Consider the following 18225-nt stretch of genomic DNA (forward strand, 5'->3'; position numbering starts at 1 on the left):
TAAAAGTGAAAATGTTAAATAAAATGTATTTTTTATATTTACAAAATGGATATGACTTTTTTTAACCGAATCAGCAAAAGCAGCGCAAGCACCAATTCCCGAAATGGGAATCGCGATTTTGTATTGCAAAATCCAGAATACATAAAAGATTTAGCAGCATTTGCAACCGATTTGACCAACAAAAATCACTACAAAGCAGTTTGGATTATCGAAATGCTTGCCGAAACACATCCCGAATTATTGATTCCTTTTATCGATTCCATTTGCGGTATTGCAGCGCAGTATAAACACGAATCAGCCATCAGAGGCATCTCGCGGACAATCCTTTTCTTAAGTACTTCTAAAAAAATTTCGCTGACAGAAAACCAGCAGGAAAAATTTATCGAAACCAGTTTAGACCGATTAATAGGCGTTGACAAAATAGCGCCAAAAGTGTTTGCCATGTATGCTTTGAGCCATTTTGCCAAAACTCAGGATTGGATAAAAGAAGAACTGCAGATTATCATCAATAAAGATTTTGCCAATCAATCGGCTGGATATAAAGCTGCCGCCAGAGAAGTTTTACGCAAAATAAATCGCTAATTTTTGGAATTTTAAATTTGATTTTTGGAATTTGAAATCTGTATCTTTGTGCCAACAACTACAACAATACGAATGAACTATTTTTCTTCCGATTTTAAACTGGGAATTCTCGGTGGCGGACAATTAGGCAAAATGCTATTGGCCGAAACCCGAAAATTCGATATCCAAACCTATGTTTTTGACCCAAGTATGGATGCGCCTTGTCAATTTGGAGCCACTCATTTTTTTATTGGCGATTTAATGGATTTTGATACCGTTTATGATTTTGGTAAGAAAGTCGATTTGCTAACTATTGAAATTGAAAACATCAACCTTGATGCTTTGGATAAACTGGAAAACGAAGGATTAAAAGTTTTTCCATCACCAAAAACGCTGCGACTGATTCAGAACAAAGGTGTTCAAAAAGATTTTTATGTCGAAAATCAAATCCCAACTGCCGCTTTTAAACGTTTCAATAATTTAAACAAACTGCGTTCTGAGATTGAAAATGGTTTGATTGAAATGCCTTTTGTATGGAAATGTGCCCAATTTGGTTACGACGGAAACGGTGTAAAAATAGTTCGTTCGATTTCAGATACTGAAAACCTGCCGAATGTAGAATGCATTGCTGAGCAAATGGTTCCGTTCAAAAATGAATTGGCTGTGATTGTTGCCCGAAGTGAATCTGGTGAAGTAAAAACCTATCCGGTTGTTGAAATGGAATTCCATCCCGAAGCCAATCAGGTGGAATATGTAATTTGCCCAGCGCGTATTGATTACAATATTGCCAAAAAAGCAAATGAAATCGCCCTTAAAGTTTCACAAGCTTATAACCATGTTGGTTTGTTGGCGGTAGAAATGTTCCAGACACATGACGAAGGAATATTGGTAAACGAAGTCGCACCAAGACCACACAATTCAGGGCATTACAGCATCGAAGCCAGTTATACCTCGCAATTTGAGAATCATTTGCGTGCAATTTTGAATCTGCCTTTGGGAAACACCGCTAGCAAAGTTGCCGGAATTATGGTAAATTTGGTCGGTGCCGAAGGTTATACAGGAAATGTAGTTTATGAAAACATCGAAAAAATAATGGCAATTGATGGTGTTACGCCACACATTTATGGCAAACGTGAAACACGACCTTTCCGTAAAATGGGACACGTTACAATTGTCAATGAAGATATGAACGAAGCAAGACGCATTGCAGAAGAAGTAAAGAATACGATTAGAGTAATCAGTTAAAAATTATTATAAATTATGAATTATAAATTTTGAATGAAAAGCAATTTAAAATTTAGAATTCAAAATTCAAAATAAAAATATGAGCAAAGTAGCCATCATCATGGGAAGCCAAAGCGACTTGCCGGTAATGCAGGAAGCAATTGACATCCTAAAAAGTTTTGACATCGAAACCGAAGTCGATATCGTTTCAGCACACAGAACGCCTGAAAAACTATTCGATTTTAGTAAAAAAGCACACACTCGTGGCATTTCGGTAATCATTGCCGGAGCCGGTGGTGCCGCGCATTTACCCGGAATGGTCGCCTCTATGTCGCCATTGCCTGTTATTGGTGTTCCTGTAAAATCGAGCAATTCTATCGATGGCTGGGATTCGGTTTTGTCAATTTTGCAAATGCCTGGCGGTGTTCCTGTGGCGACAGTTGCTCTTAATGGCGCTAAAAATGCCGGAATTCTGGCCGCTCAAATCATTGGAAGCCATGATAAACTCGTACTTGATAAAATTATTGTTTACAAAGAAAGCCTGAAAGATGCGGTGAATAAATCATCGGATGAAATGAAAAAATAAAAAATTACACAGAGATACACAAAGATATAAATGAGATACACAAAGAAATCTCTGTGAAACTTTGAGACTCTCTGTGAAACTCTGTGAAACAACAACATGAAAATCTTAACATCAACATTCAATACCAAACACAACACGGCGCCTTTTAGCCAAATTAAATTAGAAGATTACCAACCAGCATTCGAAGAAAATATCGCTAAAGCAAGAGCTGAAGTTGATACGATTACCAATAATCCTGAAGCGCCAACTTTTGAGAACACAATCGAAGCTTTAGATTATTCGGGTGAATCTTTAGACCGGTTATCTTCAATTTTCTTTAATATGAATTCGGCCGAAACCAGTGATGAAATGCAGAAAATCGCGCAGGATATTTCTCCGTTACTGACAGCTTTTAGCAATGACATTGCGCTGAACGAAGATTTATTCAAACGTGTAAAAGCAGTTTACGAACAAAAAGACAAACTGAATTTATCTCCGGAACAAGCCACTTTATTAGACAAAAAATTCAAAAGCTTTTCCCGAAACGGAGCCTTACTTCCAGAAGAAAAGAAAACGCGTTTGCGTGAAATTGATACGGAATTAGCCAAACTAAAACTGACTTACGGCGAAAACGTTTTGGCGGAAACCAATAATTATCAGTTGCATATAACCAATGAAAACGATTTAAAAGGTTTGCCGGAAGGAACAATAGAAGCCGCTGCATCTTTGGCAAAATCTAAAAACTTAGAAGGCTGGATTTTCACTTTGGATTATCCAAGTTATATTCCGTTTGTGACTTATGCTGACAATCGTGAACTTCGAAAAGAACTGGCAATTGCTAACGGTAAAAAAGCATTTCAAAACAACGAATTCAATAATGAAGAAATTACGTTGAAGATTGCCAAACTCAGATTCGAACGTGCCAATTTACTAGGTTATAAAACGCATTCTGATTTTGTTCTGGAAGAAAGAATGGCACAAACGCCGGAAAAAGTAAAATCGTTTTTGAATGATTTACTGGCAAAAGCCAAACCTGCATCTGAAAAGGAATTTGCCCAATTAACAGCTTTCGCCAAAGAATTGGATGGAATAGATCAACTAGAAAAATGGGATGGCGCTTATTATTCAGAGAAACTAAAACAAAATTTATTTGATTTTGATGATGAAAAATTAAAACCCTATTTCAAATTAGAAAATGTTCTGAATGGAGCATTTACAGTGGCCGAAAAGTTATTCGGAATCACATTCAAAGAAGTTTTCGATATTGATAAATACCACGAAGATGTGCAAACCTTCGAAGTGTCATTCCCGAGTAGTCGGGAATCCAAAAATGAGTTAGTTGCCATTTTTTACGCCGATTTTTTTCCAAGAAAAGGAAAACGAAATGGTGCCTGGATGACATCATTCAAACCACAATATATTAACAATGGCATTAACGAAAGACCGCATGTTTCTATAGTTTGTAACTTTACGCCACCAACAGCAAGCAAACCTTCGCTCCTAACCTTTAACGAAGTCACGACTTTGTTTCATGAATTCGGACATGCTTTACATGGCATGTTAGCCAATACGACTTATCCAAGTTTATCGGGAACATCAGTTTATTGGGACTTTGTTGAATTGCCGAGCCAGGTTATGGAAAACTGGTGTTACGAGCCGGAAGCTTTGGCTTTGTTTGCCAAACATTATCAAACGGGAGAAATCATTCCGCAGGAATATGTCAATAAAATAAAGGAAAGCGCAAGCTTTTTAGAAGGAATGGCAACTTTGCGTCAGTTGAGTTTTGGACTTTTAGATATGGCTTTCCACAGCAACAATCCAAATCAAATTACTGATGTAAAAGCATTTGAAAAAGCAGCTTTTGAAGGCACAAGTTTATATCCTGATGTGGAAGAAAACTGCATGAGCGTTTCGTTTTCGCATATTTTTCAGGGTGGTTATTCTTCGGGATATTATAGTTACAAATGGGCTGAAGTTTTGGATGCCGATGCGTTTGCGTATTTTCAGGAAAAAGGAATTTTCAATAAAGAAGTCGCGACAAAATTCAAAGAAAATGTCTTGTCAAAAGGCGGCACCGAATTGCCAATGGAATTATACAAACGATTCCGTGGCCAGGAACCAAAACCGGAAGCATTGCTGAAACGAGCGGGATTGATTTAAAAAGATGGCAACAATTAATCTTACCACAAAAATAAACGCACCGATAAATCAGGTTTTTGATTTAAACAGAAATATCGATATTCATAAATTATCTACCACAAAATCGAATGAGACTGCAATTGATGGCATAACTACAGGATTAATAAATCTGAATGAAACAGTAACGTGGCGTGGAAAACATTTTGGTATATATCAAACACATAAAAGCCTGATATCTGTAATGGAATTTCCAAATTATTTTGTGGATGAGATGCTCGAAGGTCGTTTTAAAAACTTTAAACACCAACATACTTTTACAGAAGAAAATGGCATTACCATCATGAAAGATGAAATCCAATATGAGACGCCCTTTGGAGTTTTTGGAAAACTATTCGATAAATTAATTTTGAGAAATTACTTAACCTCTTTCATTCAGGAAAGAAATGTATTCGTAAAAAATTTAGCTGAAAGGATTAATAATTGAAATTACAAAATCATAAAATGAATTGGTCTTATTTATTTAAACATTGGTTTGGAACATTATTAATTGGGCCAATAATTTTTCAAATTACAACACCCTTTTCTAGTCATATCTCTCATTTAGTTTTTAGTTTTTTTGAAGCTTATCCTTTGTTCCTACTTTTCGGTTTGCTTTTTTCAATTCCAACGTACATCTTATATGGGTGTATATATTATTATTTAGCAAGAAAAGATGCCAACCCTAACTATGCGAAAGCTATTTTGATTTTATTTTCAGTATTAGGAGTAATTGCTACAACATTAATAATGGATGGGAGTATGATGCAGGACATTACATTACCATATTTGATTTCATCAATAATAGCAGGACTGCTATTTAAACTAAACTTCAGAAAAATTTAGCTGAAAACCAAAAGTAAAATCAACCAAAAAACAGGGATGCTTTCCACCCAAAAAGAACTGTAATATTTTGATTTTCGTTCGTCGGCAAACATCAAAAAAAGAAATGCCAGAAGCACTAAAGCTAATCTTGAGAATAAAATAGCAAAGTTGAATTCAATTTGAAAGAATCCCAGTAGCATAAAAACAAACAACAAAATACTTCCGACAATTTTGGTTTTTTCTACTCCTATTTGCTGTGGCACTGTTTTCAAATTGGGATCATCAACCTGCAAATCGATGATTTCAAAAATCAAAATCAGTACAAAAATTAAAATAAAACGCTGAACTGCGACAAGCAAAACTTCACTTCCAATGGGAATTCCGGCATTAATGACTGGTAAAAACAAGGTTACTCCAACCCAGCAAAGTGCAACAATATAAATCTTTACACCAGCCCAATTCCGTGCATTTTTCCGGTTTGGAAAAAACGGCAATGTATACAGCATTGTTAATATCAGGAAAGTTAATGCAATGATTTTTGTACGATGCTCCAATTGGAAAAAGAAATATCCTGTCGCCAGAAAAGAAAGAAAACTCAAAGCCGCAATCAGTTTTAATTCGGTTCGTATTTGTAATTTATGCCTTCGGGCCAAAGCGTCGTATTTCACAAAATTATAACCGACAATGGTACCAAAAAAAGCAAACATTGCAGGCGCTTCTATGGCATCAATACTGAACAAATAGCCAGTCATTCTGACTAAAGCATAAACAGCCAGCGACACGTGAATGCTGCTGTTAATGTAAAAATCGAGAAGTCGCTTTAAAAAGGTCATTAAACAAATTTAATCAATCTGTTAATAAACCATACTTTTAGTTGAAAAATTCATGAAAATTACAATCCTTTTAACCTAAAAATTAGACTTTAATAATTACTTTTGTTGGCGTTAAAAAACAATACCAATTTTCATCGGCACAAGCACAACTAAACACACTTTAGCACTTACAATTTAATGAGAACAGACGCATTTGCATTACGCCACATAGGTCCACGTGAGAACGACCTAAACCACATGTTCAAAACCATAGGAGTTGAAAACTTTGACCAACTGATTTACGAAACTATTCCGGATGACATTCGTTTGAAAAACGACCTGAATCTGGATGCTCCAATGACCGAATATGAGTATTTGACACACATTCAGGAATTAGGCAAAAAAAATAAAGTATTCAAATCGTATATCGGTTTGGGTTATCACCCAACAATTATTCCGGCTGTAATTCAGAGAAATATTTTTGAAAATCCGGGTTGGTATACAGCTTATACGCCTTATCAAGCGGAGATTGCGCAAGGTAGATTAGAAGCGATCTTGAATTTCCAAACGACGGTTATCGAGTTGACCGGAATGGAAATTGCCAACGCTTCTTTGTTAGATGAAGGAACAGCAGCAGCTGAAGCTATGGCACTATTATTCGATGTTCGTTCACGAGATCAAAAGAAAAACAACACCAATAAATTCTTCGTTTCTGAAGAAATTTTACCTCAGACATTATCCATTTTACAAACGCGTTCTACTCCTCTGAATATTGAATTAGTTGTTGGGAATCATGAAACTTTTGATTTCTCAACTGACTTTTTCGGAGCAATTCTACAATATCCCGGGAAATATGGTCAGGTAAGTGATTATACCGGTTTTATTGCCAAAGCAAAATCCAGCGAAATTAAAGTTGCTTTTGCAGCAGATATTTTATCATTAGCCAAATTAACCTCACCAGGCGAAATGGGTGCTGCGGTTGTTGTAGGAACTACGCAACGTTTCGGAATTCCGATGGGTTATGGCGGACCACACGCAGCTTTCTTTGCTACAAAAGAAGAATACAAACGTTCGATGCCGGGTAGAATTATTGGCGTTTCTATCGATGTTAATGGAAACCGCGCCTTGCGTATGGCTTTGGGTACTCGCGAGCAGCATATCAAACGTGAAAAAGCAACTTCAAATATTTGTACGGCGCAGGTTTTACTTGCTGTTATGGCCGGAATGTATGCAGTTTATCACGGTCCAAAAGGCCTGAAATACATTGCTGATAAAGTTCATGCTTCGGCAGTGACTTTGGCTGATGCTTTGAATAAATTAGGCGTTTACCAAACGAATACAGCTTTCTTTGATACGATTTCAGTAAAAGCTGATTCAAATAAAGTAAAAGCGATTGCCGAGAAAAACGAAGTAAACTTTTATTACGCTGATGCTGAAACGATTTCGATTTCATTAAACGAAACGACTTCGATTGCCGACATCAACCAAATCATTGCAATTTTTGCGGAAGCAACAGGAAAATCCAATTTGAAAATTAGTCAATTTGAAAATTTGGAAATGATTCCTGATAATTTGATTAGAAAATCTGCTTTTTTAATGCATGATGTTTTCAACAACCATCATTCTGAATCTCAGTTGATGCGTTATATCAAAAAATTAGAGCGCAAAGATTTATCGTTAAATCATTCTATGATTTCGTTAGGTTCTTGTACAATGAAATTGAATGCAGCCGCCGAAATGCTACCATTATCGATGGCAAACTGGAACAGCATTCACCCTTTTGCACCAATTGAGCAGGCAGAAGGTTATATCACAATGCTTAAAAAATTAGAGCAGCAATTGAACGTAATAACCGGTTTCCAAGGAACAACATTACAACCAAACTCTGGAGCGCAAGGCGAATATGCAGGCTTAATGGCAATTCGTGCGTATCATTTATCACGTGGCGACAATCACAGAAATGTGTGTTTGATTCCATCTTCGGCTCACGGAACAAATCCGGCTTCGGCAGCGATGGCAGGAATGCACATTATCGTAACCAAAACCATGGAAAATGGAAACATTGATGTGGAAGATTTAAGAGCAAGAGCGATTGAAAACGCAGCCAACTTATCTTGCTTGATGGTAACTTATCCTTCAACACACGGAGTTTTTGAAAGTGCTATTTGTGAAATCACCAAAATCATTCACGACAATGGTGGTTTGGTTTATATGGATGGCGCCAACATGAATGCGCAGGTTGGACTGACAAATCCGGCAACGATTGGTGCTGATGTTTGCCACCTGAACTTACACAAAACTTTCGCTATTCCACATGGTGGCGGTGGACCTGGAGTTGGGCCAATTTGTGTCAATGAAAAATTAGTTCCTTTCCTCCCAACGAATCCTGTTATTAAAGTTGGTGGCGACCAAGCGATTACCGCAATTTCTTCTGCGCCGTATGGTTCGGCTTTGGTTTGTTTGATTTCTTATGGTTATATCACAATGCTTGGTGCTGAAGGTTTGAAAAGCTCTACGCAACATGCCATTCTGAATGCCAATTATATGAAAGCCCGTTTAGAAGAACATTATCCTGTTTTATATTCAGGAGAAATGGGACGCGCAGCACATGAAATGATTTTGGATTGTCGTTCGTTCAAACAAAACGGAATCGAAGTTACTGATATCGCGAAACGTTTGATGGATTATGGTTTCCATGCGCCTACGGTTTCTTTCCCGGTTGCCGGAACTTTAATGGTTGAGCCAACTGAATCGGAAGATTTGGCTGAATTGGATCGTTTTTGTGATGCGATGATTTCGATTAGAAAGGAAATTGATGCTGCGAATGCTGACGATGTGAACAATGTTTTGAAAAATTCACCACACACTTTGGCGATGCTGACTTCAAACGACTGGAATATGCCATACACCAGAGAACAGGCAGCTTATCCGTTGGATTATATTCACGAAAATAAATTCTGGCCAAGCGTTCGTCGTGTTGATGATGCTTATGGCGATAGAAACCTGATTTGTTCTTGTGCGCCGATTGAAGCGTATATGTAATTACGAAGTACGATATAATTTTTATTAAAAATCCCAAATGCAATAGTGTTTGGGATTTTTTGTTTTACAATAATTACTTACATTTGAAAGATACAACGCGACTTTGTAGTTGTTATATACAATTTCAAAATAAAAAATGGATAAGAAAAGTACTGAAACCAATACCGAAAAAAATAAGTCAAGAAATCCAATATTAGCTTTTTTGTCTGCTTTATTTGTACCCGGATTTGGGCAAATTTATAATGGACAAATTAAAAAAGGAATATTATTTTTTTTAATTATACTAATAGTTCCATTTATTTTTGGTTTAATAAGATTTGGTGTTTTTTTTGAAGGTTTTATTGCAATTATAATTGTTGACTTTTCTTTTAGAATTTATTTGATTTATGACGCTGTAAAAAATGCGAAAAAATTAAAAAACTATAAGCCAAAGTCTTATAATACTTGGTACTATCATCTTAGTATTGTTATCGGAATTAGCACAATAGTATGGTTTTATGATACAAATTCGATTGTAGGAGTTAAAAGTTACAAAATTTCTTCAACTTCAAGCGAACCTACTTTGAAAATTGGAGATAGAATTATTGCTGATTTAAATGCTTTCGATAACACTAAACCAAATTATGGAGATATTGTAATTTTTCAAAAAAAAGATAGTCTAAATCCCTGGGTTTATAGAATAGTTGGATTGCCAAATGACAAATTTGAAATTCAAAATAATTTTTTAATTATAAATGGCAAAAAATGCAAAACTTTATTTATTAAGGAAGCAAAAAGTCAAGAATTTAATGTTAATGAATATGAAGAAGAACTTCCAAATGGCCATAAGCATAAAATATACACTTTTAAAAAACCATTTGAAGACAACAAAAAAAATTTGCCTGAAATAACTATTCCAAAAAAAAGTTATTTTTTAATTGGCGATAATCGGGATAATTCTATGGATTCCAGATATATCGGAGTTATAAATAAAGATGAAATTATTGGAAAAGCAGTCTTCGGGTATTGGGGAAAAACTAATGAAAGAATTAATATCTCTTTTATTAATAAATAAAAACATACTATAACACCAGCCGCTGAACATTGTGCGCAAATTTTAACAACAAACTATATAACAAAAAAGCAATGAAAAAGACAATTCTCATTTTTATAGTTTTCGTATCCAATTTAGTCATCGGTCAAAGACTTCCTATTTTAAAACTCACAAATCCAATCAATACTAAATATGTGATAAAATCACCTTTAGAATTAAAGAAAGATGAAATATGTGTGACTTTGATTCAAGGCGGCGGCATGTCAGGTTATGACTATTATACACATTACATATTTACTAATAATCAGGAGGTAACAGTATTTAAAGAAGAAATACCTAAACAATATTTAAAAAATAAAAATCTAAAAAGGACATCGAAAAAAATAGACATTGATAAAGAATCAAAATTGAAGTTTTTAAGTATTCTTAATTCAAAAGCTAATTTAGAGTTTATTAATTTTTCTCAAAAGGATTTCTTCAAACCCAAAAAAACAAAAACAATTCAACCGCCTTGTATGGATGATGCGCCAGGATATTCAATTTCATATATTCAGAATAATAAACAAAATCTATATTCTTTTTATGCACCTGAATATTATTATCAGAATAAATGTAAAAATGAAAATATTAATAGGCCTGTTTTAGAAAAATTTGTAAAGCTTTTAGAACTTTGGGAAGTTATACCAAACTAAAACCAGCGCACACAACAGCAGTTTAATCCAATAGCTCACCAAGCCTCGTAACTTTAGCATTACCTTATAGAAACCCAAAAGAAAAGCACAGAAAATGAAATTATTTGACAAACTTTTTGGAAATAAATCCAAAACAACAAATCCTGAAAATTCAAGACTATTGAAACTCCTGGACATTAATCAAGAGCAAAATGGTAAAGGTGATAGCTATAAAAATGTAATTTCAGAACTTATGGACGGAAATTCATTTTTGCTTTTACCTTCTGACAATGACAATCAGAATTCAGACACGTGGATAACACTGCAAAAAGATAGAACTTTAAAACTGACTTGTATTTTTAACCTGGATGGATTAAAAGTTTTGGGAGTATTTACAGACGAAAATGCACTTTTAGAATGGGCAAAAAAACCGACACAATATACAGGTCTTTCTTCACAGGACGTTTTAAAACTTTGCGAAGAAAATTTAGTAGACCGGATTGTAATTAATAGCGATTTGCCAACAATGTTTGTTTTAGAGAGAAATCAGGAAAACATAAAAAAAGAAATAATTGAAAAAGATACGACTGTACAGGTAGGAACGCCAAACACGCCATTGGAAGATAGAATAATTCAAAAATTAATTGAGCAAGTCAAAACGATTGACACCATAGATGAAGTGTATCAATATGGACAGACAAAAAACAATGAATTTAGTATCGTTTTAGGATTTAAACTTTCTACGAACTCTGAAAATGCAAAAACTGCTACAATTAATGCAGTTCAAACGGCATTGGAAGGTGAAAAAATTGACCAACTTCTTGACTTATTTTTTATAGAAGATGAAGGTTGGCATAAGACAATCAAAAACGTTGAAAACTCTTTTATATTCAAAAAATAAAAAGTGAACTACAAACAGCGGTTTCTTTCGACAGTCGTTCCGCTTATGGTGGCAATGGTCTGTAAAAACATAAAATGAAAAAAAACTATTTATCCTTCCTACACCAACATCTTGGTTTTTTCTTATTCCTAATTATGCTTCTTATTGGGTTGCTGACGTTTGACAGCTATGGCATAAGTTGGGATGAATCTGTGTCAAGAACAAACGGCGTAATTAGCGCTACTTATGCTTTTTCTGATGACAACAGGCTTTTGACATGGAAGGATAGAGATTATGGTGTTGCCTTTGAGATTCCACTCGTTGTACTTGAAAAAACATTTAACTTAACAGACAGTCGGTCTATATACTTAATGCGGCATTTAGTTACTCATTTGTTTTTTCTGTTAAGCTGTTTTTACCTTTTCCTGCTTATTGACTATCTGTACAAAAACAAGCTTTTGGCGACTGTTGGTTTTTTTCTGCTGATACTTAATCCCGCTATCTACGCGCATTCATTTTTCAATACTAAGGACATTCCTTTTTTGTCGATGTTCATTATTTGTTTTTACTATTTTGTAAAAGCATTTGATAAAAAAACGCTGCTTAGCTTTATAAAATTGGGACTATGTGCCGGACTCTTAATCAACATAAGAATTATGGGAATACTGATTGTCTTAGCAGCTCTTCTGATATTAATTTTAGATATATTTAAGGCGCAGGAAAAACAAAAACAATTAAAATTACTCATAGTTTTTGTCATTACTACTTTTCTCACGCTTTATATATCATGGCCATTTTTATGGAATAATCCGCTAAATAATTTTGCCTATGCATTTGAAAATATGTCAAATTTTAGATGGGAATCTTCCGTGTTATTTAATGGTGAATTAATAAAAGCAACTGACCTTAGCTGGAACTATATCCCAACATGGTTCACTATAACAACTCCAATTGTGTATCTTGTTTTGGGAACTTTTGGATTTTTATTGCTGCTGTTTCATTTTTTCAAAACTCCAAGTGCTTTTTTAGAAAATTCCATACAAAGAACCAATCTAATTTTTTTGGGTTTCTTTGTTGCACCGTTAGTGGCTGTTATCTTATTTCACTCTGTGTTGTATGACGGATGGAGGCAGATGTATTTCATTTATCCATCATTTATATTACTGGCTATCTATGGCCTTTCTCATTTGTTTAGGAAGAACAACAAAACATTCATAGTATCTCTGGGTTTCTTAATTATTACATTTATGTTCACTTCAATTTATATGATTCGGAATTTCCCTTTACAGGGTGTTTATTTTAATGAAGCTTTTTCATTTAGCTCTCCCGAATACCTGCGCAAAAATTATGAAATGGATTATTGGGGCGTTTCGTATAAACAATCCCTGGAATATATATTAAAAGTTGACTCGAGTACTTCAATTGATATTGCTGTGGAAAATGATCCGGGAATTTATAATCTGCATATATTGCCGCCAAGTGAACGAAAAAGAATTAAAATCGTTCCAAGAGAAAATGCCACCTATTTCATCACTAACTACAGATGGCATCCTCAGGATTATAGCGAATATGCTGATTTTAAATTCTATTCATTTTTAGTGGGGAATAATACGGTTAGTGAAATTTTTAAATTCAAATAACATGAAAGACATTCAAAACCAAGAGGATTTATACTTACTTGTTGATGAATTTTACAAAAAATTGCTTTCGGATGATTCCATAAGTTACATCTTTACAGATGTTGTTAAGATAAAAATACTGGAACATTTACCTATTTTGGTTACGTTTTGGTCACAAGCTATTCTTGGAACTGGAGGCTATACCAAAAATCTGACTCAAATCCATTTAGACATAAATGCTAAAGAGCACCTTACTCCTGAATTATTTAAAATTTGGCTCAACCATTTTTATACAACTGTCGATGAAAACTTCAAAGGACAAAAAGCCGAACAGATAAAAACACAGGCTTTGAGCATTGCTACGATTATGCAGATAAAAATAGCGCAAGAAAAAGGCAAAAAAATGTGATTTTGATAATTAAATTAATGGATATCGAAAATATTCATAATTCATTTCTGTTTCTTTACATTTAACTAACATTTAATGGCTTTTATTTTTAATTTCGCAATGAAAGATTTAAAATAATGAACATAAAAATAACCGGTTCCGGAAGTTATATTCCAACTGAAATAGTATCCAATAAAGATTTTGCTGAACATGTTTTTCTGAACGATGATGGAACTCCTTTTCCTCATCCGAATGATATTGTTGCAGAAAAATTCCTGGAAATAACCGGCATACAGGAACGTCGTTATGTTACTGATGATTTATTAACTTCCGACATAGCTTATATTGCCGCAAAAAGAGCGATTGAAGATTCAAAAATTGACCCTGAAACTTTAGATTATATCATCTTTGCACACAACTTTGGCAACGTAAAAAAAGGAGCCATACAAACTGATTTAGTTCCAAGTTTGGCTACCAGAGTCAAATACGATTTGCGTATAAAAAACCCAAAATGCGTAGCCTATGATATGCTTTTTGGATGTCCGGGTTGGCTTGAAGGTGTTATTCAGGCACAAGCTTTTATAAAAGCCGGAATGGCAAAAAAATGTTTGGTGATTGGAGCAGAAACCCTTTCCCGTGTGGTCGATTTGCATGATAGGGATTCTATGATATATTCTGATGGTGCTGGCGCAACTATCATTGAAGCTACTGATGAAGAAGGCGGAATTTTGGCCCATGAAACAGCTAGTTTTACTTATGACGAAGCTTATTATCTTTATTTCGGAAATTCATTTAATAAGGAATATGATCCAGATATCCGTTACATCAAAATGCACGGAAGAAAGATATATGAATTCGCTTTGAGCAATGTTCCAAAAGCCATGAAGGAATGTCTCGATAATAGCGGTGTGGATATCGGTCAGGTGAAAAAAATCCTGATTCATCAGGCCAATGAGAAAATGGATGAAGCTATAGTTCAACGTTTTTATAAATTACACAACCAAACAATGCCCGACGGAATTATGCCAATGAGCATTCACAAATTGGGGAATTCAAGCGTGGCAACCATACCAACTTTATACGATTCACTTGTTAAAGGTGAAATTGAAAATCAGAGTCTGAACAAAGGCGATGTGATTCTTTTTGCTTCGGTTGGCGCCGGAATGAATGTCAATGCTATCGTTTATAAAATGTAGAAAAGTTGGATGTCAGAACTTGGATGTTGGAAGAAAAAAGTAAATTTGCAACTTAATTTCCATTTCCATGTACGAGAAGACATATCCAAGCAAACGCTTTACTTTAACTTTAGCATTTCTAAAAAAACACGTTAAAACTTCAGAAACCATTTTTGATCTTGGTGTTTCAAATCCGTTTTCAAAAATCATGGAAGATAATGGCTATACCGTTATCAATACGAAAGGTGAAGATTTAGACAACGATCAATCAGCGTTACAAAATGAAACCTATAAAGTCTTTACCGGTTTTGAAATTTTTGAACATTTATTAAATCCATATACCATTTTAGAAAACGTAAAGTGTGACAAATTATTGATTTCAATTCCGTTGCGATTATGGTTTTCTCCTGCTTACAGAAGCAAAACAGATAAATGGGACAGGCATTACCACGAATTTGAAGATTGGCAATTGGATTGGCTGTTAGAAAAAACAGGCTGGAAGATAATCGACCGTCAAAAGTTTACACATCCGGTTAAAAAACTTGGTTTCCGTCCATTATTGCGAAATTTTACGCCGCGTTATTATATGGTTTATGCCGAAAGAGTGACTATTAATTAGTAAATAGTGATTAGTCAATGAACTACTATATTGTCATACCGACTTATAACGAAGAAAAATTTGTTACTCTAACGTTACAATCGTTGGTGGAACAAACGGTTTTGCCTAAGAAAATAGTTGTGGTCAATGACAATTCGACCGATAAAACTGCTGAAATTGTTTTGACTTTCGCCAAAGATTATCCATTTATTTCATTAGTCAATAAAACTTCAGAGGCGGTTCATTTACCCGGAAGCAAAGTAATTCAGGCGTTTCAGAAAGGTTTGGGAACTTTGGATGAAAATTACGATTTCATGGTAAAAGCAGATGCAGATTTGATTTTTCCAAACAATTATTTTGAAACCATTATCAAACATTTTGAATCCGACACTAAAATCGGAATGGCAGGCGGCTTTGCCTATATCGAGAAAAATGGTGATTGGATTTTGGAAAACCTGACCGATAAAGATCATATTCGTGGTGCATTCAAAGCCTACAGAAAAGAATGCTTTAAACAAATTGGCGGATTAAAACCAGCTATGGGTTGGGACACCGTTGATGAATTGCTTTGCAAATTTTATGATTGGAAGGTTGTCACCGATGAAACTTTGAAAGTAAAACACCTAAAGCCAACTGGCGCTAATTATAATAAAACCGCGCGTTACAAACAAGGTGAAGCTTTCTACAGTTTGGGCTATGGATTTTTCATTACGTCAATTGCATCCTTAAAATTAGCGATGCGAAAAGGAAAACCATTATTATTCCTTGATTATATAAATGGCTTTTGGAAAGCAAAATCAGCAAAAAAATCACTTCTGGTAACAGACGAACAAGCCAAATTCATCCGAAACTATCGTTGGAAAAAGATGAAAGAAAAGCTGTTTTAGTTAGTTGCGTTAGATTTGATATTAAGAGGAGGACTGCCAGTGGCAGTCAGGTATAAATTAACTGCGTTAGGGATAGAAGTGAAAATCCTTTTGTGACTGTAAATAAACTTTCGGAAAGCAACGACAGCCGAACAAAAGATTGCAGCGGATAGCCTGACCCTTTACGCTGAACTAGTTTCAGTGAAAGGGAAACGCCCAAAAAAACTCACAACTCATAACTCATAACTCATAACTTATAGTTATTTTTGACATTATTTTAAACCTATGATGCTAGTCCGTTATTTATCGCAAATCGGAAGATATTTTTTGATGCTTGCTGAAATATTCAGAAAGCCCACAAAATGGTCAGTAATGCGGACATTAATCTTCAAAGAAATTGATGATTTGATTATTGGCTCACTCGGAATCGTAGCATTCATTTCTTTTTTCGTTGGCGGTGTTGTAGCGATTCAGACGGCATTGAATTTGACCAACCCATTAATTCCAAAATACCTTATTGGTTTTGCAACCAGACAGTCTATAATCCTGGAATTTGCACCAACTTTTATCTCTATAATCATGGCCGGGAAAATGGGCTCGTTTATTACGTCAAGTATTGGAACGATGCGGGTTACCGAGCAAATTGATGCGCTTGAAGTTATGGGTGTAAACTCATTGAATTATTTGGTTTTTCCCAAATTAATCGCGTTGCTACTTTATCCTTTTGTGATTGGAATTGCGATGTTTTTAGGGATTGCCGGAGGTTTTATCGCCAGTGTTTATGGCGGTTTTGGAAACAGTACTGACTTTGTAAGTGGTCTTCAAATGGAGTTTATTCCGTTTCATATTGCTTATGCTTTTATCAAAACATTTATTTTCGCTTTACTTTTGGCTACAATTCCATCATTTCACGGTTATTATATGAAAGGCGGTGCTTTGGAAGTTGGTAAGGCAAGTACAGTTTCGTTTGTTTGGACATCTGTTCTGATAATCCTGACAAATTATATATTAACGCAATTACTTTTAACCTAATGATAGAAGTAAAAAATGTTGAAAAATCTTTTGGCGACGCCAAAGTTTTAAAAGGGATTACAACCACTTTTGAAACCGGAAAAACCAATCTTATCATCGGGCAAAGTGGTTCCGGAAAAACGGTGTTGCTTAAAAGTTTACTTGGGATTCATACTCCCGATAAGGGAACTATTGCTTTTGACGGCAGAATTTATAGCGAACTTACAGATGATGAAAAAAGAAATTTACGAACAGAAATCGGGATGGTTTTTCAGGGAAGTGCACTTTTTGACAGCATGACTGTTGAAGAAAATGTTGGTTTCCCTTTAAGAATGTTTACTAACAAAACCGCTGCCGAAATTAAAGAGCGTGTCGATTTTGTAATTAAAAGAGTTGATTTGACACAAGCGCATCATAAAAAACCTTCGGAACTTTCAGGTGGAATGCAGAAACGTGTAGCGATTGCTCGTGCGATTGTAAACAACCCGAAGTACCTTTTTTGTGACGAACCGAATTCTGGCCTTGATCCAAAAACTGCTATAATTATTGACAACCTGATTCATGAAATCACTGTTGAGTACAATATTACTACTGTAATCAATACGCACGATATGAACTCTGTGATGGAAATTGGCGAAAAAATAATCTTCCTAAAACAAGGTATTTTAGCTTGGGAAGGAACAAAAAAAGATATTTTCAAAACGGATAACGAAGCGATAACTGATTTTGTGTATTCTTCCAATCTTTTCAAAAAAATCAGAAAAGCACAAAATAAAGGAG

At 35.0% G+C, this 18225-nt stretch carries 18 protein-coding genes; 17 read left to right on the forward strand and 1 reads right to left on the reverse strand.

The features are described from left to right. Window positions 1–51 precede the first annotated feature (51 nt). From ABIQ27_RS05275 to ABIQ27_RS05300, 6 genes are all read left to right on the forward strand, one after another. Complete coding sequence (locus ABIQ27_RS05275; protein WP_348032732.1) at window positions 52–582, forward strand: hypothetical protein; 531 nt, start codon at window positions 52–54, stop codon at window positions 580–582. Window positions 583–654: 72 nt separating this feature from the next. After that, window positions 655–1806 (forward strand): 5-(carboxyamino)imidazole ribonucleotide synthase, encoded by a 1152-nt coding sequence (locus ABIQ27_RS05280; RefSeq protein WP_348032752.1) that lies wholly within the window; start codon window positions 655–657, stop codon window positions 1804–1806. A 79-nt stretch (window positions 1807–1885) separates the two neighbouring features. Continuing rightward, on the forward strand, window positions 1886–2371 hold the full coding sequence (purE, locus tag ABIQ27_RS05285) for a 5-(carboxyamino)imidazole ribonucleotide mutase (RefSeq protein ID WP_348032734.1): 486 nt from the start codon (window positions 1886–1888) through the stop codon (window positions 2369–2371). 96 nt (window positions 2372–2467) lie between these two features. Next, window positions 2468–4510, forward strand: a complete 2043-nt coding sequence (locus ABIQ27_RS05290) for a M3 family metallopeptidase (RefSeq protein ID WP_348032736.1) — start codon at window positions 2468–2470, stop codon at window positions 4508–4510. Between the two features lie 4 nt (window positions 4511–4514). Next, window positions 4515–4973 carry an SRPBCC family protein gene (locus ABIQ27_RS05295; protein ID WP_348032738.1) on the forward strand — a complete coding sequence of 153 codons (459 nt, stop codon included), beginning with the start codon at window positions 4515–4517 and terminating at the stop codon, window positions 4971–4973. Window positions 4974–4990: 17 nt separating this feature from the next. After that, entirely contained in the window at window positions 4991–5371 is a 381-nt protein-coding gene (locus tag ABIQ27_RS05300) for a hypothetical protein (protein WP_348032739.1), read from the forward strand. On the opposite strand, the gene ABIQ27_RS05305 is transcribed toward ABIQ27_RS05300, so the two are convergent. Next, a complete protein-coding gene (locus ABIQ27_RS05305) occupies window positions 5368–6183 on the reverse strand; it encodes a hypothetical protein (protein WP_348032740.1) in 816 nt (271 codons plus the stop codon). The genes ABIQ27_RS05300 and ABIQ27_RS05305 overlap by 4 nt on opposite strands. Window positions 6184–6360: 177 nt before the next feature. Here ABIQ27_RS05305 and gcvP point away from each other — a divergent pair, with 177 nt between their 5' ends. The 11 genes from gcvP to ABIQ27_RS05360 all read left to right on the forward strand — a co-directional run. Then, a complete protein-coding gene (gene gcvP / locus ABIQ27_RS05310) occupies window positions 6361–9204 on the forward strand; it encodes an aminomethyl-transferring glycine dehydrogenase (RefSeq protein ID WP_348032741.1) in 2844 nt (947 codons plus the stop codon). 136 nt (window positions 9205–9340) lie between these two features. Next, a complete protein-coding gene (gene lepB / locus ABIQ27_RS05315) occupies window positions 9341–10258 on the forward strand; it encodes a signal peptidase I (protein ID WP_348032742.1) in 918 nt (305 codons plus the stop codon). Between the two features lie 71 nt (window positions 10259–10329). Next, the gene (locus ABIQ27_RS05320; RefSeq protein WP_348032743.1) at window positions 10330–10929 is read left to right on the forward strand and encodes a hypothetical protein; all 600 of its coding nucleotides are present in this window, start codon (window positions 10330–10332) and stop codon (window positions 10927–10929) included. 94 nt (window positions 10930–11023) lie between these two features. Beyond that, entirely contained in the window at window positions 11024–11809 is a 786-nt protein-coding gene (locus tag ABIQ27_RS05325) for an SseB family protein (protein ID WP_348032744.1), read from the forward strand. 74 nt (window positions 11810–11883) lie between these two features. After that, window positions 11884–13428, forward strand: a complete 1545-nt coding sequence (locus ABIQ27_RS05330; RefSeq protein WP_348032745.1) for a glycosyltransferase family 39 protein — start codon at window positions 11884–11886, stop codon at window positions 13426–13428. A gap of 1 nt (window position 13429) precedes the next feature. Next, complete coding sequence (locus ABIQ27_RS05335) at window positions 13430–13816, forward strand: group III truncated hemoglobin (protein ID WP_348032746.1); 387 nt, start codon at window positions 13430–13432, stop codon at window positions 13814–13816. 116 nt (window positions 13817–13932) lie between these two features. Continuing rightward, window positions 13933–14991, forward strand: coding sequence for a ketoacyl-ACP synthase III (locus ABIQ27_RS05340; protein ID WP_348032747.1), 1059 nt, complete (start codon window positions 13933–13935; stop codon window positions 14989–14991). Window positions 14992–15058: 67 nt separating this feature from the next. Continuing rightward, window positions 15059–15589, forward strand: a complete 531-nt coding sequence (locus ABIQ27_RS05345) for a methyltransferase (RefSeq protein ID WP_348032748.1) — start codon at window positions 15059–15061, stop codon at window positions 15587–15589. A 17-nt stretch (window positions 15590–15606) separates the two neighbouring features. Beyond that, window positions 15607–16455 (forward strand): glycosyltransferase family 2 protein, encoded by an 849-nt coding sequence (locus ABIQ27_RS05350; RefSeq protein WP_348032749.1) that lies wholly within the window; start codon window positions 15607–15609, stop codon window positions 16453–16455. 264 nt (window positions 16456–16719) lie between these two features. Continuing rightward, window positions 16720–17466 carry an ABC transporter permease gene (locus ABIQ27_RS05355; protein WP_348032750.1) on the forward strand — a complete coding sequence of 249 codons (747 nt, stop codon included), beginning with the start codon at window positions 16720–16722 and terminating at the stop codon, window positions 17464–17466. Then, window positions 17466–18225, forward strand: a 760-nt coding sequence (locus ABIQ27_RS05360; RefSeq protein ID WP_348032751.1) for an ATP-binding cassette domain-containing protein, incomplete at its 3' end; no start/stop codon positions are given. The genes ABIQ27_RS05355 and ABIQ27_RS05360, both read left to right, overlap by 1 nt.

This window comes from Flavobacterium sp. (assembly GCF_039916025.1).
Classification (GTDB): domain Bacteria; phylum Bacteroidota; class Bacteroidia; order Flavobacteriales; family Flavobacteriaceae; genus Flavobacterium.